The organism is Thalassovita sp., assembly GCF_963691685.1.
Lineage (GTDB): Bacteria > Pseudomonadota > Alphaproteobacteria > Rhodobacterales > Rhodobacteraceae > Thalassobius.
On record NZ_OY829290.1, the window covers coordinates 3635392 to 3662331 of the forward strand.

Consider the following 26940-nt stretch of genomic DNA (forward strand, 5'->3'; position numbering starts at 1 on the left):
TGACGCTATCATGCTTAGATGGATAGGACTCCAAAGTAGCGCTCATGAAGGCTCACAAACCAACGCCGGCGTAGAAACTCATTTCCTTTCCCCAATCCACAACTGTTGTAACAGGACACAATGTACTCGGGTAATTCGATGTCAGGCTTTTCCATCAGGAGCGGCAACCAATAAACAAAATGCCAATCGCCATGAACGTCACCGCTGGCTGCGTCTCGGCTACTGGCGCCGAAATAGGTATGAAACTCATCAGCAGTCGAAGCAAAGGATAGCACCTTTCCTAAGAGTTCAGGTCTGGTGCATTTCAAGATAGCAATCGTTGCCAGCGAAATATGTACACTTGGACGGCATTGCCCCGAATGGTCGCGATCAACGGCCGGACAAACAGCGAGTATGCGCACTAGACTCTCGATGTTGCGAAGTGTTGGTTGGATAGGCAACGGAATTTTTCTAAGCAAAGCTTGTACATACGGTACCAGCTCATGCGTTACCCTGGTCTGTTCCAGCAAGCTGTCAAAGTACCTCAGCGAGTATGGGCCATCTTCCGAATATCTTTCCCTTTTTGGCAAACTGAACGTAATAGAAATAAATTTCTGCAAGTATAATCTGGCATCATACTCCGCCCCATACCGGGCCCGTACACTGCCTGCCAAAGCCTCCATGTTGCAGCCCAGCACAAAATGCACACCGTCAACGTTGAAGAAATGTTTAACGATCTCCAGCAGCGACAGCGCGTAGTCAGGGCGGCAGCGGTCCAGTTCATCCACCACAACGATCAACCTGCGGGTAGGCTTGGCGCCGTCATCCGGTTCGATCAGCTTAACCAGCGCCTCACGGAACGCTTTCATTGCTGCGCGTTTGCCATCTTCTTTCTTCCAGAAGCTATCAATCGCGTCTTGCGCTCCCTGCTCTAGCGACCCTGCCGCTGCATCCACCAGATCATCCGCCCGTGTCACGACACCCGCCGTTGCAACACTGACCCCCATACGCAGCAGCCCACGCCCGAGAGCGGGGGCCGCACGTTTCAGACCCTGCAGGGCGGACTGCGACGCAGTTTCATCACCCGCCAACCGCTCCCCGATCACCCCGGTCAAAGCAATCAGCGGGTCGTCAAGGAAATCATGTTCGAACGCATCAAAATAGACGACCTCGGTGTTATGCTCACCCTTCAGATGTTCGCCGACCCAGCATTTCAGAAAATGCGATTTCCCAGATCCCCAAGCGCCATCGACGGCAATTACCATCGGCTCACTCATCCGCTCCACCAGTTCTGAAAGCTGCCTGCCTTGGCTGACGCGATCCAACTTGTCGTGCTTGGCGAACCCATCGTTGTAAATATCAATCTTTGGCTCAGGAACAGTGAGGCGCATGGCAATTCTCTTTAGGCGAAACAGGATGCCAAAAAGCTCTCATAGAATGAAATTGATCGCAACACTTCGCCTCTCCACAACGTGACCCTAGGTTCCGCGCGGCTGCGCTACCCTTGGGGCAGGAGGGTTCCCTGATGCATCTGCTGTCTCGACTGTTCGTCCTTATCATTGCTGGCGTTATCACCGCCATGAGTGCGGCCCCTGTGGTGGCTGATGGCCTGTCGCGGCGGCTGAGTTGTGAGGATTGGAGCAATGACATCCAGCCGGCCGAGTGGGGCTGGGCGGTGAAAGACTGCATCAAACAGGGACGTTCTGGCGATGCGGTGCGGGCCTTTTATGCCTATAACACCACGATCCTGTTTGATCAGCAGCGGGTGCGCGATGAAAGCGCCCATGTGGTCAAGGATGAGCTGAACCTCTGGATTTTCTCAGCCACCAGCCGCGATCAGTTCAATGCGATGAAACCCTTCATCAATGAGATGCGGGCCAAAGAGGGCGCATTTTTTGAGGCAACCTGCGCCGCGTTGACCGACCTGGGACCGCCGGACTACCGGCCGCAATACATGATCAAACGCGGCATGATCCCCCGCAAGTCCGAAGATGACTGGCAGGTGGAGGGGTTCGAGGCCGCTCAGGCCTGGCAGCAGGCGCTGGAAATCAACGGCTGCTGAAAGCCCCCTCAGATCGCTTTTTCAAAAAAGTAGTCGGGATAGGGATCATCGTTGAACCGCTCAATCTCACTCCAGCCGGAGCGTTGGTAAAGCGCCACCGCCTCGGGCAGGGCCGAATTGGTGTCCAGCCGCAGCAGGGTGATGCCAAGGTCTTTGGCGGCGCGCTCCGCCTCCGCCATCAGGGTGCGGGACAGGCCCAGACCGCGGGCGGCCGGGGAAATCCACAGGCGTTTGATCTCGGCATAGCCTTTGTCAGTGCCTTTGACGCCCACGCAGCCCAGTGGCATGCCATCGGAATAGGCCACAAAGAACACGCCACGTGGCGCCATCATATCGGTGGCATCAGGATCGGCGCTGAGGTTGACGTCAAAGCCGGTATCGAACCGCTCCCCCAGCTCTTTGTAGTAGGCCTCAAGACAGTCTACCGCATCGGGGCTGCGGGGGTCACATTCGACCAGTTCAATCCGATCCCGGCCAAGGGCCGAGGCAACCAGATCCATCGCCTCCAGCAGAGCTTCGGGACGGGGGTGGCGTGACAGGATCTTATCGGCCTGCGCATCCGACAGCGCATTATAAGCATCACGTTCGGCCCTGCCGGCCTGGGTCAGCAGGGCAATTCTGCGGCGGCCATCGTTGGGATCGCGCTGCAATTCCAGCAGCCCCTCATCCTGAAGCGATTTCAAAAACCGGCTGAGCAGCGGCTTGTCGAGGTCCAGATAGCTGCGGATCGATTCCAGATCGCGACCTTCAGGGCCAATAGCATGCAGCACCCGCGCCGGGCCCAGAGGCCGCCCACGGCCCAGAAAGGAATTGTCCAACGCGCCGGTTTCACGGGTGACAGCACGGTTGAAACGGCGGATACGGGCGATGGGATCTTGCGGCATTGCGGGGGCTTTCCTGGCGGCGGTGTCTTACTTGATGCAATAGTTGACTTAAGACAACTATATTCGAATTGCAAGCCTCGCCACCCTGCCCTGCATGCAGCCCCCAAAAGACGCTTAACGGTTGACAGCGCGCCCCCGCTCCGAGATGGAAAGACATGCGCAACACCCTGCCATACGCCCGCGCCGGTCAGACCATCGGCCTGCTTGGGGGATCCTTTGATCCCGCCCATGCCGGCCACGCCCATATCACCCGCGAGGCGCTGAAGCGGTTTGGGTTGGATCGGGTCTGGTGGCTGGTCAGCCCCGGCAACCCGTTGAAATCACGAGGCCCCGCGGCCATGGCGCAGCGGCTGCAACGGGCCAGGCAGGTGATCAACCACCCGCGCGTGACCGTGACCGATCTGGAATGCCACATCGGCACCCGCTACACCGCCGAAACCCTCAGCCACCTGCAGCGCCTCTATCCGGGAGTGCGCTTTGTCTGGCTGATGGGGGCGGACAATCTGGTGCAGTTTCACCGCTGGCAGAACTGGCAGCAGATCATGGCGGATGTGCCCGTCGGGGTGCTGGCCCGCCCCGGTGACCGGCTGGCGGCGCGCTGTTCCAAGGCAGCGCGGATGCATCGGCAACAAAAGCTCTCCCCGCGCCACAGCCAGGCGCTGCCACAGGGCAGACCGCCGCGCTGGTGCTTTGTGAACATGCCGATGGTGGCGCAGTCCTCCACCCAGATCCGCGCCGGTGGCGGCTGGGGCTAGGCCCTTTTCCAACCACGTTCCGGCCGGAAGAGGCTGCAATGTCGCGGGAAATTCATCAAAACATCCCATCTGCATGCTTGAGACCCGCCCCAGACCCGAGGTAAACTGCGCCTTATGGTTCACTCACTTTCCAGACGTTTTTTTATAAGCGCCCTGGCTGCATTTTCGGCCAGCCCCACCGTTGCCAGACCCGTCGATCGCTCGCTGCGACCTGTGGCGCGTCCCGGCACGCCCACCCTGCCCAAGGCAGAAACGATCGAATCCCTGGTCGCCCGCGCCAAACTCAGCGGCGGGCTGAGCTGCGCGGTCGCCGATCCCAACAGCGGTCAGATCCTGGAGGGGCGCGCGGCCAATGCCGTTTTGCCGCCCGCCAGCGTGGCCAAAGCGGTCACCGCGCTTTATGCGCTGGACCGGCTGGGCCCCAATCACCGGTTCCGCACCCGTCTGATTGCCACCAAACCGGTGCAAAACGGCGTGCTGCAGGGCGACCTGATCCTTGCCGGTGGCGGCGACCCGACACTGGACACCGAAGCCCTGGCGCAGCTGGCCAAAACGCTGAAGGCCAGCGGCCTGCGTGAGGTGCGCGGGCGGTTCCTGCTCTATGCGGGCGCCCTGCCCTATCTGCGCCAGATCGATGACAGCCAGCCCGATCACGTCGGCTATAACCCGGCAATTTCCGGCCTGTCGCTGAACTACAACCGGGTGCATTTCGAATGGAAACGCGCCGGGGCCGGCTGGGGGGTCACCATGGACGCCCGCTCGGCCAATTACCGACCTGAAGTGCAGATCTCCCGCATGGCGGTGATCAAACGGCAGGTGCCGGTCTACACCTATCAGCAAAAAGGCAGCACCGATCACTGGACGGTTGCCAGCGGCGCCTTGGGCAAAGGCGGGGCACGTTGGCTGCCGGTGCGCCGTCCCGACCTTTACGCAGGTGAGGTGTTCCGCACCCTGGCCCGCGCCCATGGCATTGTCTTGCCTAAGGAAAAAGCGGTGAAATCCCTGCCCGGCGGCACAACGCTGGCCACCCACCAAAGCCCGATCCTACGCGAAATTCTGCGCGGCATGCTGAAATATTCCACCAACCTCAGCGCCGAGATGGTCGGCCTTGCCGCCACTCAGGCGGGCGGGAAATCCCCCAGCTCGCTGCGCACCTCGGGTCAGGCCATGACCCGCTGGGCGAAACAGCGGCTGGGCATGCAGCAGGCCAAGTTTCTGGATCATTCGGGCCTTGGCGACGGCTCGCGCCTCTCGGCGCAGGATATGGTGGCCGCCCTGACCACCGCGCAGGCGCGCACCCAACTGGGGCCGCTCCTGAAGCAGATCACCCTGCGCGATGCCAAGGGCAAGCCAAACACCCGACACCCGCTGAAGGTGGTGGCGAAGACCGGCACGCTGAACTTTGCCTCATCGCTGGCAGGCTATGTCACCGCACCAGACGGGCGGCAAATGGCCTTTGCCATCTTCACCGCCGACGACAAACGCCGCCGCGTGCTGAAGAAGGATGAACGCGAACGCCCCGAAGGCGGCCGCGCCTGGAACCGCCGCTCCAAAGCCCTGCAGCAAACCCTGCTGGAACGCTGGGGCGGGGTCTATGGGGGGTGAGGGGCTGGTGAGGCGGGTGTCGGCTTTGAGCCCGTATCACCGGATGCTGTGACATTGATCGATGTCCGCTTCAGAGGCACATGGATAGAAAATTCTTGAGATATTGATTGTGATCTATTCCGTAGCGCTTCTGATTTGTTTGATACTTGCGCCGCTTCTGGCTCATTTCCGGGGCAGGAAACCCGCCGGACTATTCTTCGCTGTGGCAGCGGTCTACGCGGTTTTCGGTGCTGTCAGTTTTGTGCAAACCCAAATTGTTCTAAGGCAAGTCCGTGAGGCTGAACCTGCGTATCACGACACCTATTACGTGGTTAGCCATGGCCACTTCTTGGTGACCATTGGCATCGCAATGGCGGTCATAGGCGCAATAACATGGGTGCAAACGCGCTTTGGGGCGATGCGATATCCGGGCCTGACGAAATTGCTATTTTGGATTCTGCATATCGCACTGATCGGCACGTCATTTCAAGGAGTGCTCGCTTCTATCCTGCCGAAGCCGCGCAAATACATCGACTATTCGAAGTTCATGGAAACCTACGCTCTGCTAAGCTCCTGGTCAGGTTTTCTGTCACAAGTAGCACTACTCGGACTGTTGTGTCTGCTCTTGTGGTCGATCATGGCGAAATGGCTTTTGAGGTAATTCTCGGCCTACGAAAACGCCGCCGTGTGTTGAAGAAAAACGAACGCGAACGCCCCGAAGGCGGCCGCGCCTGGAACCGCCGCTCCAAAGCCCTGCAGCAAACCCTGCTGGAACGCTGGGGCGGGGTCTATGGGGGATGAGGGGCTGGTTATGAGGAGAGGGGCTACTTCTAGGGCTTTTGGCTAAGCACAATAAATCGAAATGTGTATTTTCGAATGGCGCCAAAAATTCACATATACAGCTTTTTTGCAAAGCTAAGCCGATCAGTTTATGCAGGGAGAAAAATTATTGCTGCTAATCGTCTTTTTTCGCCCAAAATTCACGATCCCTAAACGTAAATGACAACAAAAACTTACAAAACTGCTGGCTGGCAACGATTTGAACTCAATCGGCGGAAAATGCTCGCGAATTACGATCTGGCCAAGTTTGAAAATGCTAAAAGGCCTCTGCAAACCGAACACGGAAATGTGGCGGAAGCAACTCTTCGAAGTTGGCTAAACGATTTCCTGCCAGATCGGTACGGAGTGACTTCAGGTTTCATTTTGCCCCCTGTTTTGGAAGTAAATCATCCGGTGGAATATCACTACGATTTGATAATTTATGACAGGCTAAATGCGCCAGTCTTAGCATCAGATCTGGACAACGATAAATCAAGGTCCGGCACTTCCAAGATGATACCAGCACAGTGTGTAAAAGCTGTGTTCGAAGTGAAAGCAAGAGCGACTCAAGCCTCGTCAACTACCGCCGCCAAAAAATTGCAAGAATTGTCTGCCATTAGGAGATTTTTTGGGAGAAATTTCTTCTCTGGCGTGGTATTCTTTGAGTTGGAAACTCCACCGAAACGAAGCTTGAAAATTCTTGATGAGCTCATTCCAGATAGCGCTCAGTCTCGTATGTTAGACACGGGTTGCATCCTCAGGTGTACACCTCATGAAGAAGCATCTGGGAAACTAGAGAGTTTCCACGGCGTTATAAATGGACCAACCTCGCAGCCTCCCCTTTTTCGAAACTTTCTAGATGTGAGGATGGTATTAGAGGGTGGGATTCCAAGCTCAACGAACGATACAAGTTTTGGGATCTTCAATGTTCGCACTACGTCCAACAATCATCAGCAGCACTTTTACCTTCGGCACATTTCGCGAACAGCCAAAGGTGAGCCTGGGAACTACAGAGGGGTTACGGTTGAGTGGTCGAGAAACGGGTTCACAATTTTCATCCTCGACCTCCTCTCGCGATTGGGAACTGGCAGACGTTTTTCACCAGATGTGGTCGGCGGACTACCTTTTGGGTTGGAGTTTGACCAACCTAACTAACAAAGGTGACCCTCTCTTCGCTCTCAGCTAAGGGGACTTCACCACCCATTGAAGCCCCAGATGCCGAGGACCGCTCTTTCACATTGCAGAATTGAGGTTTTACCCACCGGCACCACTCCCACCACCCAAAACAAAACCCCGCTCAGCGTGAGCGGGATTTCTTGAACTCAAAAACGCGCAGGCGCCCCCCGGTCACCCGGCGATGTGGCGGGCGCGGGCGCCGCGTTCGATGGCGGCGGCGTGCAGGCGGTCGATGTTCAACTCATGGCGGATTTCTTCCAGCAGGCGCAGCTCGGACTCGGGGATGTTGCCATCCGCCGCGGCCACGTCACAGGCCAGCGCGTAGGCGGTTTCAAACAGGTGTTCCGGCAGGTTGTCGCGGATCAGGCCAAAGAGGGCATCCAGACCTTCCTCTTCCGAGAACAGCTCAAACACGATGCGCGATACATCCCCGATCCGGTCGATGTCATAGGACCCGAAAATCGGCAGGTGGTTCACGGCGTTTTGGATCTTCACCAGCTCAGCGGTACGCATATTTGCATCCGCCGCCGAGATTGCGACCATGATCGCAACCAGACAGTCCTGCGGGCTGAGCGGATGAGGGGGTTGTTCGCGGGTCATATGCGGGCCTTTCTGGGGCTGTCAGGGGGCTAGCGAGGCGCTAAAGGATCTCTTCGCAATTGCAGAATATTGACTGATGCGCTCTGCCGCAATAGGAAGCGGCGGTCTGCCGCGCATGGGGCGCGGGCGGACCGTTTATCTATGGAGACAGCAGATGTCTGAACTGCGTGACGCCGCAATGAAATCCAAAGCCTGGCCCTTTGAGGAAGCCCGGAAGCTGGTAAAGCGTTATGCAAAGGGCAAACCTGAGAAGGGTTATGTGCTGTTTGAGACCGGCTATGGCCCCTCGGGCCTGCCGCATATCGGCACCTTTGGCGAGGTCGCCCGGACCACCATGATCAAACGCGCCTTTGAGGTGATCAGCGACATCCCGACCAAGCTGATCTGTTTCTCCGACGATCTGGACGGCATGCGCAAGGTGCCGGGCAATGTCCCGAACGCCGAGAGCCTGCATGAGCATCTGCAAAAGCCGCTGACCTCGGTGCCGGATCCCTTTGGTGAATATGAGAGCTTTGGCCATCACAACAACGCCATGCTGCGCCGGTTCCTGGATACCTTTGGCTTTGAGTATGACTTCTACTCGGCCAAGGAGTTCTACGAATCCGGTCAGTTCGATGAGGTGCTGAAGCGCGCCGTTGAGAAATATGATGACGTCATGGCCATCATGCTGAAATCCCTGCGCGAAGAGCGTCGTCAGACCTATTCGATCTTCCTGCCGATCCACCCGGAAACCGGCCGTGTTCTCTACGTGCCGATGAAAAAGGTCTGTGCCGAGACCTACACCATCACCTTTGATGATGAGGATGGCAAAGAATGGACCGTGCCGGTCACCGGCGGCAATGTGAAGCTGCAGTGGAAGCCCGACTTTGGCGCCCGCTGGGCCGCGCTGGGTGTAGACTTTGAGATGTACGGCAAAGACCACTCGACCAACACGCCGATCTATGACGGCATCTGCCGTGTGCTGGGCCAGCGCGCGCCGGAACACTTCACCTATGAGCTGTTCCTGGATGCCAATGGGCAGAAGATCTCAAAAACCTCGGGCAACGGCATCTCGATCGATGAGTGGCTGACCTACGCCCCGACCGAGAGCCTGGCCTATTTCATGTATCAAAAGCCCAAAACCGCCAAGCGGATGCATTTTGACGTGATCCCCAAGGCGATGGACGAATATCACCAGCAGCTGCGCGCCTATCCCGGCCAGGATGTGAAGGCGCAGCTGAACAACCCGGTCTGGCATATCCATTCCGGTGACGTGCCTGCCTCGGACATGGTGGTGCCCTTCTCTATGCTTCTGAACCTCGCCTCGGTGGCCGGTGCGGATGACAAGGCGCAGCTTTGGGGCTTCATCCAGCGTTATGCGCCTGAGGCCTCCCCCGAAGCCAACCCGCAGATGGATGCGGCGGCGGGCTATGCGGTGCGTTACTACAACGACTTCGTGAAGCCTGAGAAGGTGTTCCGCACCCCGACCGATCAGGAACGCGCTGCATTGGAAGATCTGAAAGCGGCCTTTGCCTCGGCAGATGTTGCGCTGGAACAGATCGCCAAGAAAAACGCCATGATGGGCAACGACGATCCGCTGCCTGAGGCCGATTTCACCGATGGGGATTTCCTGCAGTCGGTGGTCTTTGCAGTGGGCAAGAACCACGGTTTTGAAAACCTGCGGGACTGGTTCAAGGCGCTTTATGAAGTGCTGCTGGGTCAATCCCAAGGTCCGCGCTTTGGCTCCTTCGCAGCGCTCTACGGTGCGGCGGAAACTGTGGCGCTGATCGAACAGGGGCTGAACGGCGAGCTGTCGTAAGGCACCCCTAAAATTTGACGGAAACTTTGGCGGGCCTACCTGAGTGTCAGGAGGCCCGCCATGCGTTTGATCCCGACCCTAGCCCTTGCCCTGATGCTGCCTTTGCTGCTGTCCCTGCCCCGCGCCGCCCTTGCGGAGCGTTCGGCGGTGGAACAGGTGATCCGAAACCAGATCGCCGCGTTTCAGGCCGATGATTTCGCCACGGCTTTCAGTTTTGCCAGCCCCAACATCCGCCGGCTGTTTGGCAGCTCGCAGAACTTCGGCACGATGGTGCAGCGGGGCTATCCGATGGTCTGGCGCCCCACGGCCTTGGCCTTTCTGGACCATCAGGAACAGGAGGGCGGTGCGGTGCAACGCATTGAGGTGCAGGACAAATCCGGCAAACGCCACCAGCTGGACTATCTGATGGTGGAAACCGATCAGGGCTGGCGTATCGATGGCGTCTTCCTGCGTCCGGCGATGGACACGGGCGTCTGACGCCCCCACTGGTCCGCCACCCACCGTCACGGTGGTCCAAGCGTGCATTAACCTTGTGCCCCTATCCCTAGCCTTCAACAGGCCCGCAGTGCGGGACGTTTCTGGGAAAGGGCACAGCGATGAACAAGGCAATCACCGACGGTCTCACCTTTATGCCCCCGGCCTTTGCGGCGGGGCTGGCACAATGGTCCAGCGGCGACGGCACGGCGGGATCGGCCAGCTATGACGGTGCCGCCAACGCGGCCTTGGTGCCGGCGGATGCAGATTTTGGCGGCTGCCTTGAGATGGTCAAAACCAACAGCACACAGCGGCTGCGCTACATGGGACAGACGCCCTTGCTGCCCGGGTGCTACCTGCGCATCACCGCGCGGGTCAAAGCGATCAGTGGCAACCTGCCCTCGGTGCGGATCGCGGGGTGGGCGGGCAATGCCAGTGACAGCAACGTCGGCGGTCTGGTAGAGGCCGGCCCCACAACCAACCTCAGCCTTTATGGTGAGGTGGTCACGGTCAGCGCCATCGTCGGCACCGGCGCGCGCACAGGCGTGGATATGGTCTGGGGCGATGGCGCGATCTACGGCCATTTCGGGCTGGACCTGACCGGCGGCAATGGCGGCGTGGTGCGCATTGATGATCTGGTGATTGAGGATATCACCGCCGCCTTCCACCGGGACATGATGAACTGGGTCGATGTGCGCGACTATGGCGCGTTGGGCGATGGCACAAGTGATGACAGCGCCGCCTTTCTGGCCGCGGATGCGGCGGCCAATGGCCGTCGGGTGCTGATCTCAGCCGGGACGTATCGGCTGGCCTCCTCGGTAACGCTGGAAAACCCGGTGGAGTTTGAAGGCACGCTGAGCATGCCCGATGACGCCATCCTGTCGCTGACCAAAAGCTTTGATCTGCCGACCTATATCAACGCCTTCGGGGATGAGGTCCTGGCCTTCAAGAAGGCGTTTCAGTCGCTCTTGAACAATGCCGATCACGAAGGGCTGGATCTGGGCGGGCGCCGCATCAACATCTCGGCTCCGATTGACATGGCAGCGGCGGTGCCGAACCGCACCGAATATGCCCAACGCCGCCATATCCGCAACGGCATGTTCTACGTGGAAAACTCCAGCGATTGGGACACGGAACAGGTGACCTCGGCCGCGAGCTACGCGACATCCAACCACTGGCAGCTGACCGATGTCGACAATATCGCCAATATCCCCGTCGGGGCGCTGATCACCGGTGCCGGTGTCGGCCGTGAGGTCTATGTGCGCGAAAAGAATGAAGCAACGCGCGTCATCACCCTGTCTGCGCCGCTCTATGATGCGGTGGGGCGGCAGAATTACACCTTCACCCGGTTCAAATATGTGATGGATTTCAGCGGCTTCCAGAAGCTCTCGAAATTCTCCATGTCGGATATTGAGTTTCTGTGCAACGGCCGCGCCAGTGCGGTGCTGATGGCCCCGGCCGGGCTGATCTTTCATGTGAAGGACTGTTTCTTCACCACCCCCAAGGACCGCGCCATCACCTCACCCGGGGATGGCTGTCAGGGGATGCTGATTGACCGCTGCCAGTTCCTGTCAAATGAGGGCAACCTGCGGGTTCAGGACCGCAGCACCGTTGCGGTGAACGCCAATGCCAATGACGTGAAGATCCGCGACAACCGGATCACTCAGTTCCGCCACTTTGCCGTTCTGGGGGGCACCTCCTCCATCATCACCGGCAACCATTGGTTTCTGGGTGACAATGAACCCGATGGCGTGCGGGTGGCCGGGCTGGTGCTGACGGCGACACAGAACCGCGCCACGATCAATGGCAACTACGTCGACAACTGTTCCATTGAGTGGAGCAATGAACATGATCCGGAACCCGATTTTGCCTCTGAGTTTTCCTTCTCAGCGCTCAACATCACTGACAATATCTTTCAGTCGATCGGCTCCGCCCCCTGGTCACGCTTCATTGTGATCAAGCCGCATGGTCCGGGGCATTTCATCAACGGGCTGACCATCGCCGGCAATATGTTCCGCGCCATCCATGGCAATCTGGACCGGGTGGATCTGGTCGACACAACCTTTGCCGATCTGGACTACAGCCGCATCCGCAACGTGCTGGTGCAGGGCAACAGTTTCCAGTCGATCACCCAAGGGATCGAAAATCCGGCGCGGATCAGCCATGACCAAAACGCGCTGGATAATGTCTGGACGGTGGATTGTTCCGGGCCGCTGCCTTTTGGCGGTTATGCCCAGAACGTGGATTCCGTGGTGGCCCGCGGCAAGATTGCCAATGCCGCCAATGTGGCCAATTACGATTTCCCCTATGTCTCGACCGAGCAGGGCACAAACCGTGATCGGATCACGCTGCGGTTTTCAGAAAACACCGTGGGCAGCGTGACCGTTCTGGCGCGGATCGACAACAACTAGCGGCGCTGGGTCAGAGGCCCAGATCCTCAGGCGTCAGCTCATAAGCGCGGGCAAAGCCGCCGTTCATATAGGCTTTGTCCACCTCAAAGATGGCAAAACAAAAGTCGGGGAAATCGATGTAGAGTTTCGATTTTGGATGGCTGGCCAGATAGTGGGCTGCCAGAGCGTCGCGTTCGCTGTCACCGGGGTTCACAAAGCGCACCTTGGCCATCAGCGTCAGCCGCGGGTGGGTCAGCGGATCGCCCTTGTCACCGGGTTCCCCCACCAGAAGCGAACAGCGCGGATCCTCTTTCAGGGCGCGGGTGTGATGCGACAGGTTTGACACCAGCGTCACAGGTGCCCCTTCGGGGGTGGTGCCCATCGCGACGCGGGTCACCATCGGCAGGCCGGTGCCGGCCTCATTCACGGCAAGGGCGCCATAGCGCGCTTCATCGATCAACCCACGCGCCAGCGCGCGGGCCTCATCATCGGTGTTTTGAACTAAATCAGGCATGATCGCGATGTAGACCTGAGATCGCGAAATGACAAGCCGCGTGGTCTAAAACGCCCGCCAGAGGCCAAGTTTCACACCACTTTCCTGCGCCCCGGTCAGCGCTTTGGACAGGCCCAGCTCCAGCTGCCACCCGGGGCGGATTTCATAAGTGGTGGAGGGGACGATACGCAGGAACTCAGGCTCATCGGCGGCGCGACCGGCCTGCAGTTGCAGCATCCACCGGCGGCCACTGTTCAATGTCACGCCAAGGGTCAGGTCCGATTTCACGTCGACCTGCCGGTCACCGAGGTCAAATTCAACAAAGCTGTCCAAGGCCAACCAGCCGCCGCCCCAGCGCGTGTCAAATCCGCGGCCATAGGCTAGGCCCGGGCGCAGCACCTGCTGACCCGCGATCCGCCCCAACCCCAGTTCAAACGCCAACCGGTCCTGCCCCTGCGCCTTGATCGGCAGGCGGGCAAAAGCGATGGTTTTGCCCTGTCCGGTCACCCCGCGCCCCAGATCAAAGCCAACGGTCAGATTGGGCCGCAGCCCGTATTCCAGATAAAGGCCGGTGTAATAGCTTTCCTCATCAAAGGGTTCGGATGCGTAAAACGACAGGGATGAAAACCCTGTGCCTTGCTCAAGCAGCCACGCCCCCGCCAAGGCGGCGGCAGGGCAGTGGATCAGCAAGAAGAGGCATATGAGGCAGCGCATGGGACATCCACGAAAGAAGCCCGGCAAGCTTGACCGAAAGCGGTAAACAGGGGGTTAACCCTGATTAACACGGCATGAATGCGGGCCCATTGCGCGCACCATCCCTCAGCGCTCAGATCAAAATAAGCGTGGATGAACGTTGCGGATTCAGGGGTCCAGCGCCTAGGCTGATCCTATTAGGAGGAGGTTCTCATGCCTAAGATCTCGCAATCCAGCGATTTTCAGACGGTCATCACGACCTTTGAAATGACGCCAGGCACCTGCCACGATCTGCTCGAAGCACTTCAGGATGCCTATGAACACTTCATCTCAAAACAGCCCGGTTTCATCGCAGCAGGCCTGCATGTGAATGATGCCCAGACCCGGATCGCCAATTATTCGCAATGGCAACGGCGCGAAGACTTCCAGGCGATGCTGCGCACCGATGAGATGCGCAAACGCAACCGGGTCATTGCCGGGCTGTGCAAAAGTTTTGAACCGGTGATGTATGACGTGGCGCATTCCTACGGCTGACCCCGTCGGTCAGAGCGCGCCCTGCACCCATTGCACAATCGCCGGCGTTGGCATCGCCCCGGCTTTGCGGGCTTTTTCCTTGCCGCCTTGGAAGGCCGCCAGCATCGGGATGCCGCGGATGCCGTAGCGCTGCGAGGCTTTGGGATGGGCTTCGGTGTTCAGCTTGACCAGCCGGGCGCGGCCCGACAGCGGCTGCACGGCCTGTGCAAACTGCGGCGCCATCTGACGGCAGGGGCCGCACCAGGGTGCCCAGAAATCCACCACCAGCGGCACCTCATCATTGCGCGCCGCCTTTTGCAGCGTGGCCAGATCTACCTCCACGGGTTTCTGCGCAAACAGCTTAGTGCCGCAGGTGCCGCATTTCGGCCCGGCGCTCAGCCGGTCCACCGGCACCCGGTTTACCTGTCCGCAGTCCAGACAGGTCAGTTTCTTGCCAGCCATCGCAGCCTCCGTTTTCATCTGCGTGCCGCGATATAGGATGTCACAGCAAAACCACAAGAGCTGGCAAATCCATCAACAGGCTTGCCCGATACCGTAATTCTACCCATAGTCAGCGTGTTCGTTAATTTCTTTCGTTGGTCGCAGCACGGTTTACGGCCCTAAGCCCAAGGTCAGCGATAGAGACACCAAGCTGTTTCAGTAAGCGGAGCAGCCACTATTTTAGGAGACTACGGAATGGCCAACGGCACCGTAAAATGGTTCAACACCACCAAAGGCTATGGCTTCATCGCGCCCGAAAACGGCGGCAAAGATGTGTTTGTGCATATCTCGGCTGTGGAACGTTCGGGCCTGACCGGCCTGGCTGACAACCAGAAGGTGACCTTCGATCTGGAAGCAGGTCGCGACGGTCGCGAACTGGCGGTGAACCTGTCACTGGTCTAAACCGCCGACAGTTTTTTGTACATTTATGACATCGACGGGCCCTCTGGGCCCGTTATTTTTTTGAATGGTAACTTGCCTTGTGGGGGGAACCGGCCCATATCTGAGGGGCTACGTTACACGCTTTCGACCTCTGCTCCTATTATACGGCTCAGTTTTTCGATCTTGCTGATGACCTGCCAGGCTGCCGCACCTCCGCGGGCAGCACATATTAGGAGACTACGGAATGGCCAACGGCACCGTAAAATGGTTCAACACCACCAAAGGCTACGGCTTTATCGCACCCGAAAACGGCGGCAAAGATGTGTTTGTACATATCTCGGCTGTTGAGCGTTCGGGCCTGACCGGTCTGGCCGACAACCAGAAGGTGACCTTCGACCTGGAAGCAGGCCGTGACGGTCGCGAATCGGCCGTGAACATCGCGCTGGCCTAAGCCCGCGACACAGCTGATAAAGCGTTAAGCAGATCGAAACGGGCCGTAGCGGCCCGTTTTTTGTTGCCAATTTGTTACTTTGCCGCTCTGCTTACTGTGCCCCTGCCAGCAGCTGCAGCACCTGCGGCCCCAGCCCGGCAACGATCAGCGCCACACCTTCGGCGTTCGGGTGAATGCCGTCGGACTGCATGTATTGCCCCAGTGCTGCGGGGTCATCACTGGGCAGCCCGTCAAAGAACGACGGCACGTATAGTGCGCCATATTGCGCCGACAGATCCGGCCAAATGCCGTTGAAGGCTGCTTCAAACTCAGGGCCATAGTTTTTCGGCGCCGCCATGCCGACCAGCAGCACATCCATGTCCCTGGCTGTCACCACTTGCAAAATGCCATCGATATTGGCCCGCGTGACCTCCGGCGCGGTGCCGCGCAGCAGGTCATTGCCGCCAAGGGCGAGGATCATCGCATCAAACGGTTCGGCCAGGGTCCAGTCAATGCGCGCTAGGCCGCCGGCAGTGGTGTCGCCCGAGACCCCGGCGTTGGTCACACTGACGTCTTGGCCCTGATCACGCAGCCAGGCCTCCAGCTGGGGGACAAAGCCATCGCCCTGCGCCAGCCCGTAGCCTTGGGTCAAACTGTCGCCAAAGGCCAACAGCCTCAGCGGTTCTGCGCCGACGGGGGCTGCCAGCAGAAAAAGCGGCAGCAGCAGGGTCTTGCCCCTCAAAATCGCCGCCCCATATGACAGAAACACACGAATAAACAGGCTGATAGACATGGTGACTCCGGTTCTTTCCCTTACAGATGTGACGCTTTCGCTGGATGGCAACGCCGGGCGCATCGAAATCCTCCACGGCATTTCACTGGATGTCCAGAGCGGCGAGAGCCTGGGGCTGATCGGTCCCTCGGGTTCCGGCAAATCTTCGCTGCTGATGCTGATGGGCGGGCTGGAACAGGCCACCACCGGCTCCGTCACCGCGCTGGGGCAGGAGCTGACCACGATGAATGAGGATCAGCTGGCCCGGTTCCGCCGCGATAGTATGGGGATTGTGTTTCAGTCCTTCCATCTGATCCCCACCATGACCGCCCTGGAAAACGTCGCCACCCCGCTGGAGCTGGCAGGCCACCGCGATGCCTTTGACCGCGCTATGGAAGAGTTGCAGGCCGTCGGGCTGGAAGCGCGCGCCGATCACTACCCCTCGCAGATGTCTGGCGGCGAACAGCAGCGCGTGGCACTGGCCCGCGCCGCCGCCCCGCGCCCCAAGATCCTGCTGGCGGATGAGCCGACCGGCAATCTGGACGGCGCCAATGGCGCGGCGATCATTGATCTGTTGTTTGGGCTGCGTGACCGGCATGGTTCCACCCTGGTGCTGGTCACCCATTCCCGTGAACTGGCCGAACGCTGCGACCGCGTGGTGCGGCTGCGCGACGGCCGCGTTGATCAAGCAGCCACAGGGGCAGCGGCATGAGTCTGGCGCTTTCGGCCCGACTGGCCCGGCGGGAACTGCGCGGCGGGCTGCGCGGTTTCCGCATTTTTCTGGCCTGCCTTGTGCTGGGTGTGGCCGCCATTGCCGGGGTCGGATCGGTCAGATCCGGCATTGAGGCTGGCCTTGCCAATGAAGGGGCCGCACTCCTTGGTGGCGATGCGGAGATGGAGTTTACCTATCGGTTTGCCGATGACGCCGAGAGGCGCTGGATGGAGCAGACCGCGGTGGCCGTTTCTGAGGTGGCTGACTTCCGCTCGATGGCGGTGCGCGGGGATGTGCGGGCGCTGACGCAGGTGAAGGCGGTTGATGATGCCTATCCGCTGGTCGGTCAGGTGGCGCTGGACCCGGCCCTGCCGCTGGATCAGGCACTGGCGGGGCAGGATGGCCTGCCCGGTGCGGTACTGGATCCGCTGCTGATCGATCAGATGGAGCTGTCGCCCGGTGAGACCTTCCGCCTGGGCACGCAGGATTTTGTGCTGATGGCGGCCCTGACCAATGAACCCGACAGCGCCGGGGATGGTTTTGCCCTTGGCCCGCGCACCTTGGTGACGCGAGAGGCGCTGGAAAACTCGGGCTTGCTGGCGCCGGGCAGCCTATTTTCCTCAAAATACCGGTTGCTGCTGCCCGAGGGGCACCAGCTGGAGCCGCTGAAACAAGAGGCGCAGGATCTCTTTGCCAATTCGGGCCTGCGCTGGCGCGATGCCCGCAATGGTGCGCCGGGGATTGCCACCTTTGTCGAACGGCTGGGGGCCTTTCTGATCCTTGTTGGCCTCTCCGGTCTGGCGGTTGGCGGTGTTGGGGTTTCGGCTGCGGTGCGCGCCTATCTGGCGGGCAAGACCAGCGTCATTGCCACGCTGCGCAGCCTTGGTGCGGATCGCCGCACGGTGTTTCAGGTCTATTTCATCCAAATCGGTGTCCTGTCGCTGGTCGGGATCACTCTGGGCCTGCTGCTGGGCGGGCTGGTGCCGGTTCTGCTGGGCCCGGTGATTGCGGCGCAATTGCCTGTGCCGGCGGCCTTTGGCCTTTATCCGGCGCCACTGATTGAGGCGGCGATCTACGGCGCATTGACCGCGCTGATCTTCACCCTCTGGCCCTTGGCGCGCACCGGTGAAGTGCGTGCCGCCACCCTTTTCCGCGATGCGATGGCGGGTGCCAAACTGCTGCCGCCCCTGCCCTTCGTGGCGATCACCCTGCTGCTGGTGGCGGCGCTGGTGGCGGTGGCGGTGGCCTTTTCCGGCACGGTAACACTAACACTTTGGACCGCTGGCGGTGTGGTTCTGTCCCTCGTGATCCTGGCGATTGCAGCGCTGGCCCTCAGGGCGCTGGCCCGGCGGGTTGCGCCCTGGACCCGGGGCCACCCGGCCCTGCGATGGGCGGTGGCGGCGATCGGCAGCGCGCGCGATGAGGCCACGCCGGTGGTGCTGTCGCTGGGGCTGGGGCTGACCGTTCTGGCCGCTGTTGGACAGATTGACGGCAACCTCAGAAACGCCATCGCGCAGGATCTGCCGGGCAAGGCGCCGTCGTTCTTCTTTGTCGACATTCAGCGCGATCAGATTGACGGGTTTCTGGACCGTCTGACCACCGATGATGCGGTCAGCCGCACCGAACATGCGCCGATGCTGCGTGGGGTGATCACCCAGATCAACGACCGACCGGCGACTGAGGTGGCGGGCGATCACTGGGTTGTCACCGGCGATCGTGGTGTCACCTATGCCGACGCCCTGCCCGCAACCACCCGCATCACGGCGGGCGAATGGTGGGGAGAGGGCTATGACGGCGCGCCGCAGATCAGCTTTGCCGCGGAAGAGGCCGAAGAGATGGGCCTGCGCCTGGGTGACAGCATGACCATCAACATTCTGGGCCGTGACATCACCGGCACCATCACCTCCTTCCGGGAAGTGGATTTTTCCACCGCAGGGATGGGGTTTGTGCTGGCAATGAATGAGGCCGCGCTGCGCGGGGCACCCCATAGTTTCATCGCCACGGTCTACGCCGAAGAAGGGGCCGAGGCCGCGATCCTGCGCGATCAGACCAACAGCTATCCCAACATCACCGCAATCCGGGTGCGCGATGCCATCGACCGGGTGACCGTGTTGATGGAGGGCATCGCCAATGCCACCCGCTGGGGCGCGGCGGCGACGCTGCTGACTGGCTTCCTTGTGCTGGTCGGCGCGGCGGCGGCAGGTGCCCCTGCACGGGCCTATGAGGCGGCGGTGCTGAAAACGCTGGGTGCGTCGCGGCCCCGGATCCTGAGCAGTTTCGCGCTACGCTCGGCCCTGCTCGGCGGCGGAGCGGCGCTGGTGGCGCTGTTTGCCGGGATTGCCGGGGGTTGGGCGGTGATGCGCTTTGTGATGGAGAGTGAGTTCACGGTGATCTGGGGTTCCGCCCTTGGGATCGTGGCAGGCGGTGTGGTGGCGACGCTGCTGGCGGGCTTCGGCTTTGCCTGGGCGGCGTTGGGGACCAAACCGGTCCACACCCTGCGCGCGCGGGAATAAATCCAACCGCAGGCTTGCGTTGAGCACATCTGGGTGGCACCCCTTGGGCAACAGTGTCGAAGGGGGCCGCCATGTCACAGGACCACAAACAGCACCAATCGCTGAGCCAAGATCAACAAGAGCTGCTGATCGCCACGGTGCGTGAGGTGGCCCGCGCAGAAATCCTGCCGCGGTTTCGCAATCTGGCAGCAGGTGACATCCGGTCAAAAACCAAACCCGATGATCTGGTTACCGAGGCGGATCTGGCCGCGGAGGCCCGGATTGCAGCGGTGCTGCGCGAAGCCTTCCCTGAGGCGATGATCCTTGGCGAGGAAGCTGCCAGCGCCGATCCCACCCTGCGGGCCAAAGCGGCTGAGGCAGATCTGGCACTGATCATCGATCCGGTGGATGGCACCTGGAACTTTGCCAATGGGCTGGCGGTTTTCGGCGTCATTTTGGCGGCAACGGTGCGGGGCAAGCCGGTCTTTGGGCTGCTCTATGATGTGGTGATGGATGATTGGGTGGTGACCCATGATGCGGCGCCCAGCGTTCTGGCCCGTGACGGGGCAGCGCCGCAGCGGCTGCAGACCGCCAAGGGTGGAACGCTCGACACGCTGACCGGCTATATCCACCTGTATCTGATGGAAAAATCGGTGCAGGCGCAGATGGCGGCGGCGTTGCCCAGTTTTAACCGGACCTTCATGCTGCGCTGTTCCTGTCACGAATACCGGCTGCTGGCACAGGGCGCGGTGGATTTCTGCCTGTCGGGCATGTTGACCCCCTGGGACCATGCCGCTGGCGTCTTGGCGGTGCAAAACGCCGGCGGTGTGGCGCGGTTCATCGATGGACGCGATTATGACACGGCGATCACCAAGGGCTACCTTCTGACGGCGGCCAACGAACAGGTCTGGCAGGAGGTTGCGGCGCATCTGGCCTTTCTGAAGTGATCCGTGGGCGCAGCCGCATCACAGCCTGAGACGCCTATTTCTGAAGCTGCAGAACCTTCTGATCCAAGGGCCGTTTGGCGTTTTTCTGCAACCGGGCAACCAGCCGTTTTTGCTGTTTGCCTTTCGGGATCGGACGGGCGGGATCGGGCAGGCCGCGACGGATGGCCAGATCGGGAAACAGCTGAAACAGCTCCTCCCGGGCGGCGGGTGTCATGGCGCGCAGGGCCTCAGGCCCGGTGAACAGCGTTTCGCTGGGGCTGCCTTCGGCGATGATCACCTGATGCTGATCCATCACCACATGCACATAGGTGATGCAATCCACCCATTCATCCACGTAGATCCCCGGCAGTTCCGTAAGGCGGATCGCGGCCACCAGCACCTCCGCCGCGCCGAACATCCGTTTTGCCACCGGTGAGGCGACCAGCATCCGATGCTGCGGCGAAACCCAGAGATCGCGTTTCGGCAGCCCCTGCCCCAATGCGCCGGCGGTGATCTTCACCGGACGCAGGTTGGGATAGGCCGCCAGATCCTTAGCCGTCAAATGGCGTTGCAGAACCAGCCGCACCCGCGCCGCCCCTTCGGACCAGAGCGGCAGCAGCTGACCTTTCTGCAGGTGTTGCACCTCCTCCTCACCGGCCTGGGTGCGGATCAGAGTGCCATGGGTGAAACAGGGGATCAGACCATCCTCAAACGCGACGAGACCCAGCGTTTCATCGATGTGGTTCAGCTCATCATCCTGGGAGGCTTCTTCCTCCAGGAACATGTCGACGCTGGAATTGTTCTGGCTGTCGATGACCACCGTGGCGGGGTTTGGTCCGTTGATGGTCTGTGTTTCGCCCAGCACCACAGCATCGGTGAAGGTGGCGCCAAGGCCGAAGGTATCAACGTTGTTGTCAAACCCACCAAAGGTGTTGGCTGTCCCGGCAGAGCCATCACCGCCCGCCTGAATGGCGATCCAGCCGATGGTTTCGGTGCCGTGATCATCTGCCTGCGCCTCTTCCTCCTGCAGGGAGAGGTCAAAGCCTGAGGAGGTGATGTTCAGCGGATCACTGTCCACGGTGGTGGTGTCATTGTTGGACATGACCGAGGTCAGAACCACCGGCGGATCGGTGAAGCTGCCACTGAAACTGGCCGAACTGCCCGAGGCATCGGTGGCGGTGGTTCCGGCCTCAATCACCCGGCCATCGGGCAGGGTATGCACCCCGGCCTCAATCGCCAGCCAGTTGATGGTTTCCACCGCCGGGTGCGGGCCGTCGTGGTATTCCCATTCCTCAATGATGAAGCTGAAGGAGGTGGTGTTGCCATCGCCATCCAGCACCTGATCGGTCAGGCGGATGGTGAACTGATCGCCACCGTTGTTGGTGGCGGTGAAGGCAAAGACCGGATTGGTCAATGGCTCCTCAAGGGTGACGGTGATCGGCGCATTCTCCGTTGGAGAATTCGTCGTAATCGAGCCTGCCTCACCGATAGCCATAACCAAATGCCCCAAGTTGCGCCTGAACAGGCGTACGTCCTCAAGGCTTAAGATAATCCTGCTTGCAGGCGGCAATATGGTTCAAATTGGGCTTAAATTTGAACCGGTTGCGCATGGACACCCTGCGTAATTCAGGGGTGTATTTCGCTGCGCGGCGGGCGCAGTAGCCAAAGAAAAAGCGCCCCGGGTAGGGGCGCTTTCCGTTTTGATAACAGCGGCTTATTCCGCCGCTTCGGCGTAGTCGTCCATCGGCGGGCAGGTGCAGACCAGATGGCGGTCGCCATGGGCGTTGTCGACGCGGTTGACCGGCGGCCAATATTTGTCCACGCGGAAGGCACCAGCCGGGTAGCAGCCCTGTTCACGGCTGTAGGGGCGGTTCCATTCACCCACCAGATCCTCAACAGTGTGAGGCGCACGTTTCAGCGGGTTGTTTTCCGCATCAATGTCCCCTTTTTCCACCGCATCAATCTCAGCCCGGATCGACAGCATGGCGTCGCAGAAACGGTCAATCTCGGCTTTGGTTTCCGATTCCGTCGGCTCCACCATCAGGGTGCCGGCCACCGGCCAGCTCATGGTGGGGGCGTGGAAACCGTTGTCGATCAGACGTTTGGCGATGTCGTCCACGGTGATATTGGCGCTGTCGGCAAAGGGACGGGTGTCCACGATACATTCATGCGCCACGCGGCCTGTTGGCCCTTTGTAGAGCACCTCAAACGCGCCTTCGAGGCGTTTTGCGATGTAGTTCGCCGACAGGATCGCCACACGGGTGGCCTGCGTCAGACCGCTGTCGCCCATCATCAAGCAGTAAGCCCAGGAGATCGCCAGGATCGAGGCCGAGCCATAAGGCGCTGCCGAAACAGGACCTTCGGTGCCACCGGTTTCCGGGTGGCCGGGCAGATGCGGCACCAGGTGTGCCTTTACGCCGATCGGACCCATGCCGGGGCCGCCACCACCATGCGGAATGGCGAAGGTTTTGTGCAGGTTCAGGTGGCTCACGTCACCGCCCAGATCGCCCGGACGGCTGAGGCCGACCATCGCGTTCATGTTGGCGCCGTCGATATAGACCTGACCGCCGTGATCATGGGTGATCTGGCAGACCTCTTTCACGGTTTCCTCAAACACACCGTGGGTCGAAGGGTAGGTGATCATGCAGCCTGCAAGGTTTTCACCGTGCTGTTCCGCCTTGGCGCGGAAATCGTCCAGATCAATGTCGCCGTTTTCCAGCGATTTCACCGGAACCACTTTCCAGCCCACCATCTGGGCTGATGCCGGGTTGGTGCCGTGGGCCGACATCGGGATCAGGCAGACGTTACGGTGGCCCTGATCATTGGCGCGGTGGTAGGCGGCGATGGTCAAGAGACCGGCATATTCGCCCTGCGCGCCCGAGTTCGGCTGCATCGAGAAGTCATCGTAGCCGCAGATCTCACACAGCTTGTCCGACAGATCCGACATCATCTCAGCGTAGCCCGCCGCCTGATCCAGCGGCACAAACGGGTGCAGATCCGACAGTTCCGGCCAGCTGATCGGCATCATCTCTGCTGCCGCGTTCAGCTTCATGGTGCAGGAGCCCAGCGGGATCATCGCACGGTCCAGTGCCAGATCGCGGTCCGCCAGACGACGCATGTAGCGCATCATCTCGGTCTCGGCCCGGTTCATGTGGAAGATCGGGTGGGTCAGGATATCCGAGTTGCGCAGCGCGTTGTCGGGCAGACGCCATTCACCGGGCTGGTCATCCTTACGGGCGATGCCAAAGGCACGCCAGACCGCTTCGATGGTGGCGGGCACAACGGCTTCGTCAATGGTGATGCCAACCTTGGTGTCGCCGACAGGGCGCAGGTTGATGCCTTCGTCCACGGCCGATTTCAGCACAGCCTTCTGCAGCGGGCCAACTTCGACGGTCACGGTGTCAAAGAAGTCCTTCGGCTCAACCGCAAAACCGGCTTCTTCCAGACCTTTGACCAGGCGCACCGTCTTGCGGTGGATCTTCTGCGCGATGGCTTTCAGACCGGCCGGACCGTGGAACACGGCATACATCGAGGCCATCACCGCCAGCAGGGCCTGCGCGGTACAGACGTTCGACGTCGCCTTTTCGCGGCGGATGTGCTGTTCGCGGGTCTGCAGCGCCAGACGGTAGGCGCGGTTGCCGCGGGCATCGATCGAGACACCGACCAGACGGCCGGGCATCGAACGTTTGAACTTGTCGTTACAGGCCATGTAGGCGGCGTGCGGGCCACCGTAGCCCAGCGGCACACCAAAGCGCTGGGTCGAACCCACAGCAATGTCGGCGCCCATTGCGCCCGGCTCTTTCAGCAGAACCAGCGCCATCGGGTCAGCAATCACGATGCCGATGGCCTTGTTTTCATGCAGTGCGGCCATTTCGGCGGTGAAGTCCCGCACGTGGCCATAGGTGCCGGGGTACTGGAAGATCGCGCCAAAGACAGCGGTGACGTCCAGATCTTCGGGGGCGCCAACGATCACCTCAATGCCCAGTGGTGCAGCGCGGGTCTGCATCACGGCGATGTTCTGCGGGTGGCAGTTTTCATCGACAAAGAAGGCTTTGGATTTCGACTTCGACACACGTTCGGCCATGGTCATGGCTTCGGCGGCGGCGGTGGATTCATCGAGCAGCGAGGCATTGGCGATCTCCAGACCGGTGAGGTCGGAAATCATCGTCTGGTAGTTCAACAGCGCCTCAAGGCGGCCCTGCGAAATCTCAGGCTGATACGGGGTGTAGGCGGTGTACCAGGCCGGGTTTTCCAGGATGTTGCGCTGGATGGCGGGCGGGGTCACAGTGCCGTGGTAGCCCATGCCGATCAGGCTGGTCAGAACCTTGTTCTTGCCGGCGACCTCTTTCATCCGGGCCAGCATCTGACGTTCGGACAGGGCCTTGCCGAAGCCCAGCGGCTCTTCCTGGCGGATCAGGGCCGGAACGGTGTCATCAATCAGGGCCTCAAGGCTGTCGGCACCGACGGTTTGCAGCATCTCAGCCATTTCTTCGGGCGAAGGCCCGATGTGACGGCGGTTGGCAAAATCGTAGGGCAAATAGTCGGTTGGCTGGAACGGCATCCCAAGCTCCTTATCGCGCGATATGTGGTCGTTGTGGCGGCAGCGTCGCTGCCGGGAGGCACCGCGCCCCTCCCCGTCTGGGGCGCGGTACAAGGGGCGCCATGCAGCGCCCGAGGTGTCAGCCCGTCAGCAGCGCTGCGCGGGCTTAACGTTTGGTTTACTCAACCAGCGCCTTGTAGGCGGCTTCGTCCATGTAGTCGTTGATGACCGAGGCATCTTCGACCTTCACCTTGAAGAACCAGGCTTCGCCGGTGGGGTCTTCGTTCACTTTGCCCGGCTCATCTTCCAAGGCTTCGTTCACTTCGACGATTTCGCCGTCAACCGGGGCCACAATGTCCGAGGCTGCTTTTACGGATTCGATCACAACGATCTCATCGCCTTTTTCCACTTCGGTGCCGACTTCGGGCAGCTCAACGAACACAACATCGCCCAGCGAGGTCGAGGCGTGTTCGGTGATGCCTACGGTGATGATGTTGCCGTCGGCCTTCAGCCACTCGTGATCTTCGGTATATTTCATGTCTGGATCCTTCCCTGCATCGATCTGGATTATCGTTTGAATTGCGCTGCAACGAAGGGCAGCGCGACAACTTCCACGGCCATACGTTTACCACGTACGTCGCCATAAAGAACTGTTCCGGTGTCGGCGTTTTCGGTTGCGACATAACCCATCGCAACGGGGCCCTCGACCGAGGGACCAAAGCCGCCCGAGGTCACTTTGCCGATCGGCTCACCGCCGTTGTCGGTGGCGTAAAGTTCAACACCTTCGCGCATCGGGGCGCGGGTCTGGGGTTTCAGGCCAACACGGGCGCGCGGGGCGCCGTTTTCCAGTTCCGCCAGAATACGCTCGGCGCCGGGGAAGCCGCCTTCGCGGTCGCCACCGGTGCGGCGGATTTTCTGGATGCCCCAAGTCAGCGCGGCCTCAACCGGGCTGGTGGTTTCGTCAATGTCGTGGCCGTAAAGGCACATGCCGCCCTCAAGGCGCAGGCTGTCACGGGCGCCCAGGCCGATGGGCAGAACCCGTTCGTCCGCTAGGAGCGCGCGCGCCAGACCTTCGGCGGCGTCATTCGGGACCGAGATTTCATAGCCGTCTTCGCCGGTGTAGCCCGAACGCGAAATCCAGCATTCCGCACCGTTCAGATCATAGATGCCGACATCCATGAATTTCATATCCGCCACAGCCGGGTTCAGCGCGGCCAGCGCCGCCTCAGCCGCCGGGCCTTGCAGGGCCAAGAGGGCGCGATCTTCGATCACCTCAACCGCAACGCTGTCGGGCAGGCCGTTCTGCATCAGGGCGATGTCCTGATCTTTGCAGGCGGCGTTCACCACAACGAAGATATGATCGCCACGGTTGGCAAACATCAGATCGTCCAGAATGCCGCCCTGATCGTTGGTGAAGAACCCGTAGCGCTGACGATTCTCTTTCAGGCCTGCCACATTCACCGGGATCAGCGCCTCAAGCGCCAGGGCCGCCTCTTCGTAGGAAGAGCCGCGCAGGATCACCTGCCCCATGTGCGAGACGTCAAACAGACCAGCCTGGCTGCGGGTGTGCAGGTGTTCCTTCATCACACCGGCGGGGTATTGCACCGGCATCTCATAGCCCGCGAACGGCACCATCTTGCCGCCCAGTTCACGATGCAATGCATCCAGGGTGAGGGATTTCAGTTCGGACATGTCGCCTCCCAGCTGTCGCTCAACCGGGTCGGAATTTGGAGTTCCCCGTCCGGCATCATTCAGACGCAGCGAAGCCGCGCCACTGATGCCCCCTCTGTCACGGTGCCTGAGATCGTTATCCCTTCGGCGGACGCGTTTTCGCGCCTCTCTCCAGAGTAGTCAGCCCTGATCGGTCCCTTTGGCCTGAGAGTTTCCGGGGCGGTTGCTCCTTCGGCACTGGCACGCGGCCAGTTCTCCCGATCAGTTGACAGGGTGATTATCCTAGTCGGATTTT

Annotated in this window: 25 protein-coding genes and 2 riboswitches; of the genes, 14 read left to right on the forward strand and 11 right to left on the reverse strand. The window is 60.3% G+C overall.

The window, feature by feature from the left end; genetic code table 11:
• Positions 1-14: 14 nt before the first annotated feature.
• A complete protein-coding gene (locus tag ACORLH_RS17435) occupies positions 15-1370 on the reverse strand; it encodes a KAP family P-loop NTPase fold protein (RefSeq protein WP_321829643.1) in 1356 nt (451 codons plus the stop codon).
• A 134-nt stretch (positions 1371-1504) separates the two neighbouring features.
• On the opposite strand from ACORLH_RS17435, the gene ACORLH_RS17440 reads away from it, so the two are divergent.
• Positions 1505-2041: a hypothetical protein gene (locus ACORLH_RS17440; protein WP_321829644.1), complete on the forward strand. Its 537-nt coding sequence runs from the start codon at positions 1505-1507 to the stop codon at positions 2039-2041.
• An 8-nt stretch (positions 2042-2049) separates the two neighbouring features.
• Here the strand turns inward: ACORLH_RS17440 and ACORLH_RS17445 are convergent, their stop codons facing one another.
• A complete protein-coding gene (locus ACORLH_RS17445) occupies positions 2050-2925 on the reverse strand; it encodes a bifunctional helix-turn-helix transcriptional regulator/GNAT family N-acetyltransferase (protein WP_321829645.1) in 876 nt (291 codons plus the stop codon).
• Positions 2926-3080: 155 nt separating this feature from the next.
• Here ACORLH_RS17445 and ACORLH_RS17450 point away from each other — a divergent pair, with 155 nt between their 5' ends.
• From ACORLH_RS17450 to ACORLH_RS17465, 4 genes are all read left to right on the forward strand, one after another.
• Positions 3081-3680 carry a nicotinate-nucleotide adenylyltransferase gene (locus tag ACORLH_RS17450; RefSeq protein WP_321829646.1) on the forward strand — a complete coding sequence of 200 codons (600 nt, stop codon included), beginning with the start codon at positions 3081-3083 and terminating at the stop codon, positions 3678-3680.
• A 114-nt stretch (positions 3681-3794) separates the two neighbouring features.
• Positions 3795-5285, forward strand: a complete 1491-nt coding sequence (gene dacB / locus ACORLH_RS17455) for a D-alanyl-D-alanine carboxypeptidase/D-alanyl-D-alanine endopeptidase (protein WP_420719771.1) — start codon at positions 3795-3797, stop codon at positions 5283-5285.
• A 109-nt stretch (positions 5286-5394) separates the two neighbouring features.
• Positions 5395-5925 (forward strand): cbb3-type cytochrome c oxidase subunit I, encoded by a 531-nt coding sequence (locus ACORLH_RS17460; RefSeq protein WP_321829648.1) that lies wholly within the window; start codon positions 5395-5397, stop codon positions 5923-5925.
• Positions 5926-6263: 338 nt separating this feature from the next.
• Positions 6264-7238, forward strand: coding sequence for a DUF6602 domain-containing protein (locus tag ACORLH_RS17465; RefSeq protein ID WP_321829649.1), 975 nt, complete (start codon positions 6264-6266; stop codon positions 7236-7238).
• A gap of 192 nt (positions 7239-7430) precedes the next feature.
• Here the strand turns inward: ACORLH_RS17465 and ACORLH_RS17470 are convergent, their stop codons facing one another.
• Entirely contained in the window at positions 7431-7859 is a 429-nt protein-coding gene (locus ACORLH_RS17470) for a tellurite resistance TerB family protein (protein WP_058245021.1), read from the reverse strand.
• Between the two features lie 154 nt (positions 7860-8013).
• Between ACORLH_RS17470 and ACORLH_RS17475 the strand changes: the two genes are divergently transcribed.
• From ACORLH_RS17475 to ACORLH_RS17485, 3 genes are all read left to right on the forward strand, one after another.
• Positions 8014-9657 (forward strand): lysine--tRNA ligase, encoded by a 1644-nt coding sequence (locus ACORLH_RS17475; RefSeq protein ID WP_321829650.1) that lies wholly within the window; start codon positions 8014-8016, stop codon positions 9655-9657.
• Positions 9658-9717: 60 nt separating this feature from the next.
• Positions 9718-10134 carry a DUF4864 domain-containing protein gene (locus tag ACORLH_RS17480; protein WP_321829651.1) on the forward strand — a complete coding sequence of 139 codons (417 nt, stop codon included), beginning with the start codon at positions 9718-9720 and terminating at the stop codon, positions 10132-10134.
• 119 nt (positions 10135-10253) lie between these two features.
• Positions 10254-12542, forward strand: coding sequence for a glycosyl hydrolase family 28-related protein (locus ACORLH_RS17485; RefSeq protein ID WP_321829652.1), 2289 nt, complete (start codon positions 10254-10256; stop codon positions 12540-12542).
• A 10-nt stretch (positions 12543-12552) separates the two neighbouring features.
• Here ACORLH_RS17485 and ACORLH_RS17490 read toward each other — a convergent pair whose 3' ends face one another.
• The gene (locus tag ACORLH_RS17490) at positions 12553-13035 is read right to left on the reverse strand and encodes a HugZ family protein (RefSeq protein ID WP_321829653.1); all 483 of its coding nucleotides are present in this window, start codon (positions 13033-13035) and stop codon (positions 12553-12555) included.
• A 45-nt stretch (positions 13036-13080) separates the two neighbouring features.
• The gene (locus ACORLH_RS17495) at positions 13081-13728 is read right to left on the reverse strand and encodes a hypothetical protein (protein WP_321829654.1); all 648 of its coding nucleotides are present in this window, start codon (positions 13726-13728) and stop codon (positions 13081-13083) included.
• Between the two features lie 192 nt (positions 13729-13920).
• Between ACORLH_RS17495 and ACORLH_RS17500 the strand changes: the two genes are divergently transcribed.
• The gene (locus ACORLH_RS17500; protein ID WP_321829655.1) at positions 13921-14241 is read left to right on the forward strand and encodes an antibiotic biosynthesis monooxygenase family protein; all 321 of its coding nucleotides are present in this window, start codon (positions 13921-13923) and stop codon (positions 14239-14241) included.
• 9 nt (positions 14242-14250) lie between these two features.
• Here the strand turns inward: ACORLH_RS17500 and trxC are convergent, their stop codons facing one another.
• Positions 14251-14682 (reverse strand): thioredoxin TrxC, encoded by a 432-nt coding sequence (gene trxC / locus ACORLH_RS17505; RefSeq protein WP_321829656.1) that lies wholly within the window; start codon positions 14680-14682, stop codon positions 14251-14253.
• Positions 14683-14916: 234 nt separating this feature from the next.
• Between trxC and ACORLH_RS17510 the strand changes: the two genes are divergently transcribed.
• Together ACORLH_RS17510 and ACORLH_RS17515 are read left to right on the forward strand one after the other, a co-directional pair.
• Positions 14917-15123: a cold-shock protein gene (locus tag ACORLH_RS17510; protein ID WP_058245028.1), complete on the forward strand. Its 207-nt coding sequence runs from the start codon at positions 14917-14919 to the stop codon at positions 15121-15123.
• A gap of 223 nt (positions 15124-15346) precedes the next feature.
• Positions 15347-15553 carry a cold-shock protein gene (locus ACORLH_RS17515; protein ID WP_321829657.1) on the forward strand — a complete coding sequence of 69 codons (207 nt, stop codon included), beginning with the start codon at positions 15347-15349 and terminating at the stop codon, positions 15551-15553.
• 91 nt (positions 15554-15644) lie between these two features.
• On the opposite strand, the gene ACORLH_RS17520 is transcribed toward ACORLH_RS17515, so the two are convergent.
• Complete coding sequence (locus tag ACORLH_RS17520; protein ID WP_321829658.1) at positions 15645-16325, reverse strand: arylesterase; 681 nt, start codon at positions 16323-16325, stop codon at positions 15645-15647.
• Between ACORLH_RS17520 and ACORLH_RS17525 the strand changes: the two genes are divergently transcribed.
• From ACORLH_RS17525 to ACORLH_RS17535, 3 genes are all read left to right on the forward strand, one after another.
• Entirely contained in the window at positions 16324-17016 is a 693-nt protein-coding gene (locus ACORLH_RS17525) for an ABC transporter ATP-binding protein (RefSeq protein WP_321829659.1), read from the forward strand. The genes ACORLH_RS17520 and ACORLH_RS17525 overlap by 2 nt on opposite strands.
• Positions 17013-19529 carry an ABC transporter permease gene (locus ACORLH_RS17530; RefSeq protein WP_321829660.1) on the forward strand — a complete coding sequence of 839 codons (2517 nt, stop codon included), beginning with the start codon at positions 17013-17015 and terminating at the stop codon, positions 19527-19529. Before ACORLH_RS17525 ends, ACORLH_RS17530 begins: the two co-directional genes overlap by 4 nt.
• Positions 19530-19600: 71 nt before the next feature.
• A complete protein-coding gene (locus ACORLH_RS17535) occupies positions 19601-20455 on the forward strand; it encodes an inositol monophosphatase (RefSeq protein ID WP_321829661.1) in 855 nt (284 codons plus the stop codon).
• Between the two features lie 34 nt (positions 20456-20489).
• Here ACORLH_RS17535 and ACORLH_RS17540 read toward each other — a convergent pair whose 3' ends face one another.
• From ACORLH_RS17540 to gcvT, 4 genes are all read right to left on the reverse strand, one after another.
• Positions 20490-21929: a Hint domain-containing protein gene (locus ACORLH_RS17540; RefSeq protein WP_321829662.1), complete on the reverse strand. Its 1440-nt coding sequence runs from the start codon at positions 21927-21929 to the stop codon at positions 20490-20492.
• 219 nt (positions 21930-22148) lie between these two features.
• Positions 22149-24995, reverse strand: a complete 2847-nt coding sequence (gene gcvP, locus ACORLH_RS17545; RefSeq protein WP_321829663.1) for an aminomethyl-transferring glycine dehydrogenase — start codon at positions 24993-24995, stop codon at positions 22149-22151.
• 157 nt (positions 24996-25152) lie between these two features.
• On the reverse strand, positions 25153-25512 hold the full coding sequence (gene gcvH / locus ACORLH_RS17550; protein ID WP_058245035.1) for a glycine cleavage system protein GcvH: 360 nt from the start codon (positions 25510-25512) through the stop codon (positions 25153-25155).
• Positions 25513-25541: 29 nt separating this feature from the next.
• Positions 25542-26666 carry a glycine cleavage system aminomethyltransferase GcvT gene (gene gcvT / locus ACORLH_RS17555; RefSeq protein WP_321829664.1) on the reverse strand — a complete coding sequence of 375 codons (1125 nt, stop codon included), beginning with the start codon at positions 26664-26666 and terminating at the stop codon, positions 25542-25544.
• A gap of 84 nt (positions 26667-26750) precedes the next feature.
• A riboswitch (glycine riboswitch) is annotated at positions 26751-26826 on the reverse strand.
• Positions 26827-26915: riboswitch (glycine riboswitch) on the reverse strand.
• Positions 26916-26940: the final 25 nt, after the last annotated feature.

Coding starts and splice junctions, on each gene's coding strand:
- ACORLH_RS17435 (WP_321829643.1), bottom strand. CDS start 1,370: ATGCGCCTCACTGTTCCTGAGCCAAAGATTGATATTTACAACGATGGG.
- ACORLH_RS17440 (WP_321829644.1), top strand. CDS start 1,505: ATGCATCTGCTGTCTCGACTGTTCGTCCTTATCATTGCTGGCGTTATC.
- ACORLH_RS17445 (WP_321829645.1), bottom strand. CDS start 2,925: ATGCCGCAAGATCCCATCGCCCGTATCCGCCGTTTCAACCGTGCTGTC.
- ACORLH_RS17450 (WP_321829646.1), top strand. CDS start 3,081: ATGCGCAACACCCTGCCATACGCCCGCGCCGGTCAGACCATCGGCCTG.
- dacB (WP_420719771.1), top strand. CDS start 3,795: ATGGTTCACTCACTTTCCAGACGTTTTTTTATAAGCGCCCTGGCTGCA.
- ACORLH_RS17465 (WP_321829649.1), top strand. CDS start 6,264: ATGACAACAAAAACTTACAAAACTGCTGGCTGGCAACGATTTGAACTC.
- ACORLH_RS17470 (WP_058245021.1), bottom strand. CDS start 7,859: ATGACCCGCGAACAACCCCCTCATCCGCTCAGCCCGCAGGACTGTCTG.
- ACORLH_RS17475 (WP_321829650.1), top strand. CDS start 8,014: ATGTCTGAACTGCGTGACGCCGCAATGAAATCCAAAGCCTGGCCCTTT.
- ACORLH_RS17480 (WP_321829651.1), top strand. CDS start 9,718: ATGCGTTTGATCCCGACCCTAGCCCTTGCCCTGATGCTGCCTTTGCTG.
- ACORLH_RS17485 (WP_321829652.1), top strand. CDS start 10,254: ATGAACAAGGCAATCACCGACGGTCTCACCTTTATGCCCCCGGCCTTT.
- ACORLH_RS17490 (WP_321829653.1), bottom strand. CDS start 13,035: ATGCCTGATTTAGTTCAAAACACCGATGATGAGGCCCGCGCGCTGGCG.
- ACORLH_RS17495 (WP_321829654.1), bottom strand. CDS start 13,728: ATGCGCTGCCTCATATGCCTCTTCTTGCTGATCCACTGCCCTGCCGCC.
- ACORLH_RS17500 (WP_321829655.1), top strand. CDS start 13,921: ATGCCTAAGATCTCGCAATCCAGCGATTTTCAGACGGTCATCACGACC.
- trxC (WP_321829656.1), bottom strand. CDS start 14,682: ATGGCTGGCAAGAAACTGACCTGTCTGGACTGCGGACAGGTAAACCGG.
- ACORLH_RS17510 (WP_058245028.1), top strand. CDS start 14,917: ATGGCCAACGGCACCGTAAAATGGTTCAACACCACCAAAGGCTATGGC.
- ACORLH_RS17515 (WP_321829657.1), top strand. CDS start 15,347: ATGGCCAACGGCACCGTAAAATGGTTCAACACCACCAAAGGCTACGGC.
- ACORLH_RS17525 (WP_321829659.1), top strand. CDS start 16,324: ATGGTGACTCCGGTTCTTTCCCTTACAGATGTGACGCTTTCGCTGGAT.
- ACORLH_RS17520 (WP_321829658.1), bottom strand. CDS start 16,325: ATGTCTATCAGCCTGTTTATTCGTGTGTTTCTGTCATATGGGGCGGCG.
- ACORLH_RS17530 (WP_321829660.1), top strand. CDS start 17,013: ATGAGTCTGGCGCTTTCGGCCCGACTGGCCCGGCGGGAACTGCGCGGC.
- ACORLH_RS17535 (WP_321829661.1), top strand. CDS start 19,601: ATGTCACAGGACCACAAACAGCACCAATCGCTGAGCCAAGATCAACAA.
- ACORLH_RS17540 (WP_321829662.1), bottom strand. CDS start 21,929: ATGGCTATCGGTGAGGCAGGCTCGATTACGACGAATTCTCCAACGGAG.
- gcvP (WP_321829663.1), bottom strand. CDS start 24,995: ATGCCGTTCCAGCCAACCGACTATTTGCCCTACGATTTTGCCAACCGC.
- gcvH (WP_058245035.1), bottom strand. CDS start 25,512: ATGAAATATACCGAAGATCACGAGTGGCTGAAGGCCGACGGCAACATC.
- gcvT (WP_321829664.1), bottom strand. CDS start 26,666: ATGTCCGAACTGAAATCCCTCACCCTGGATGCATTGCATCGTGAACTG.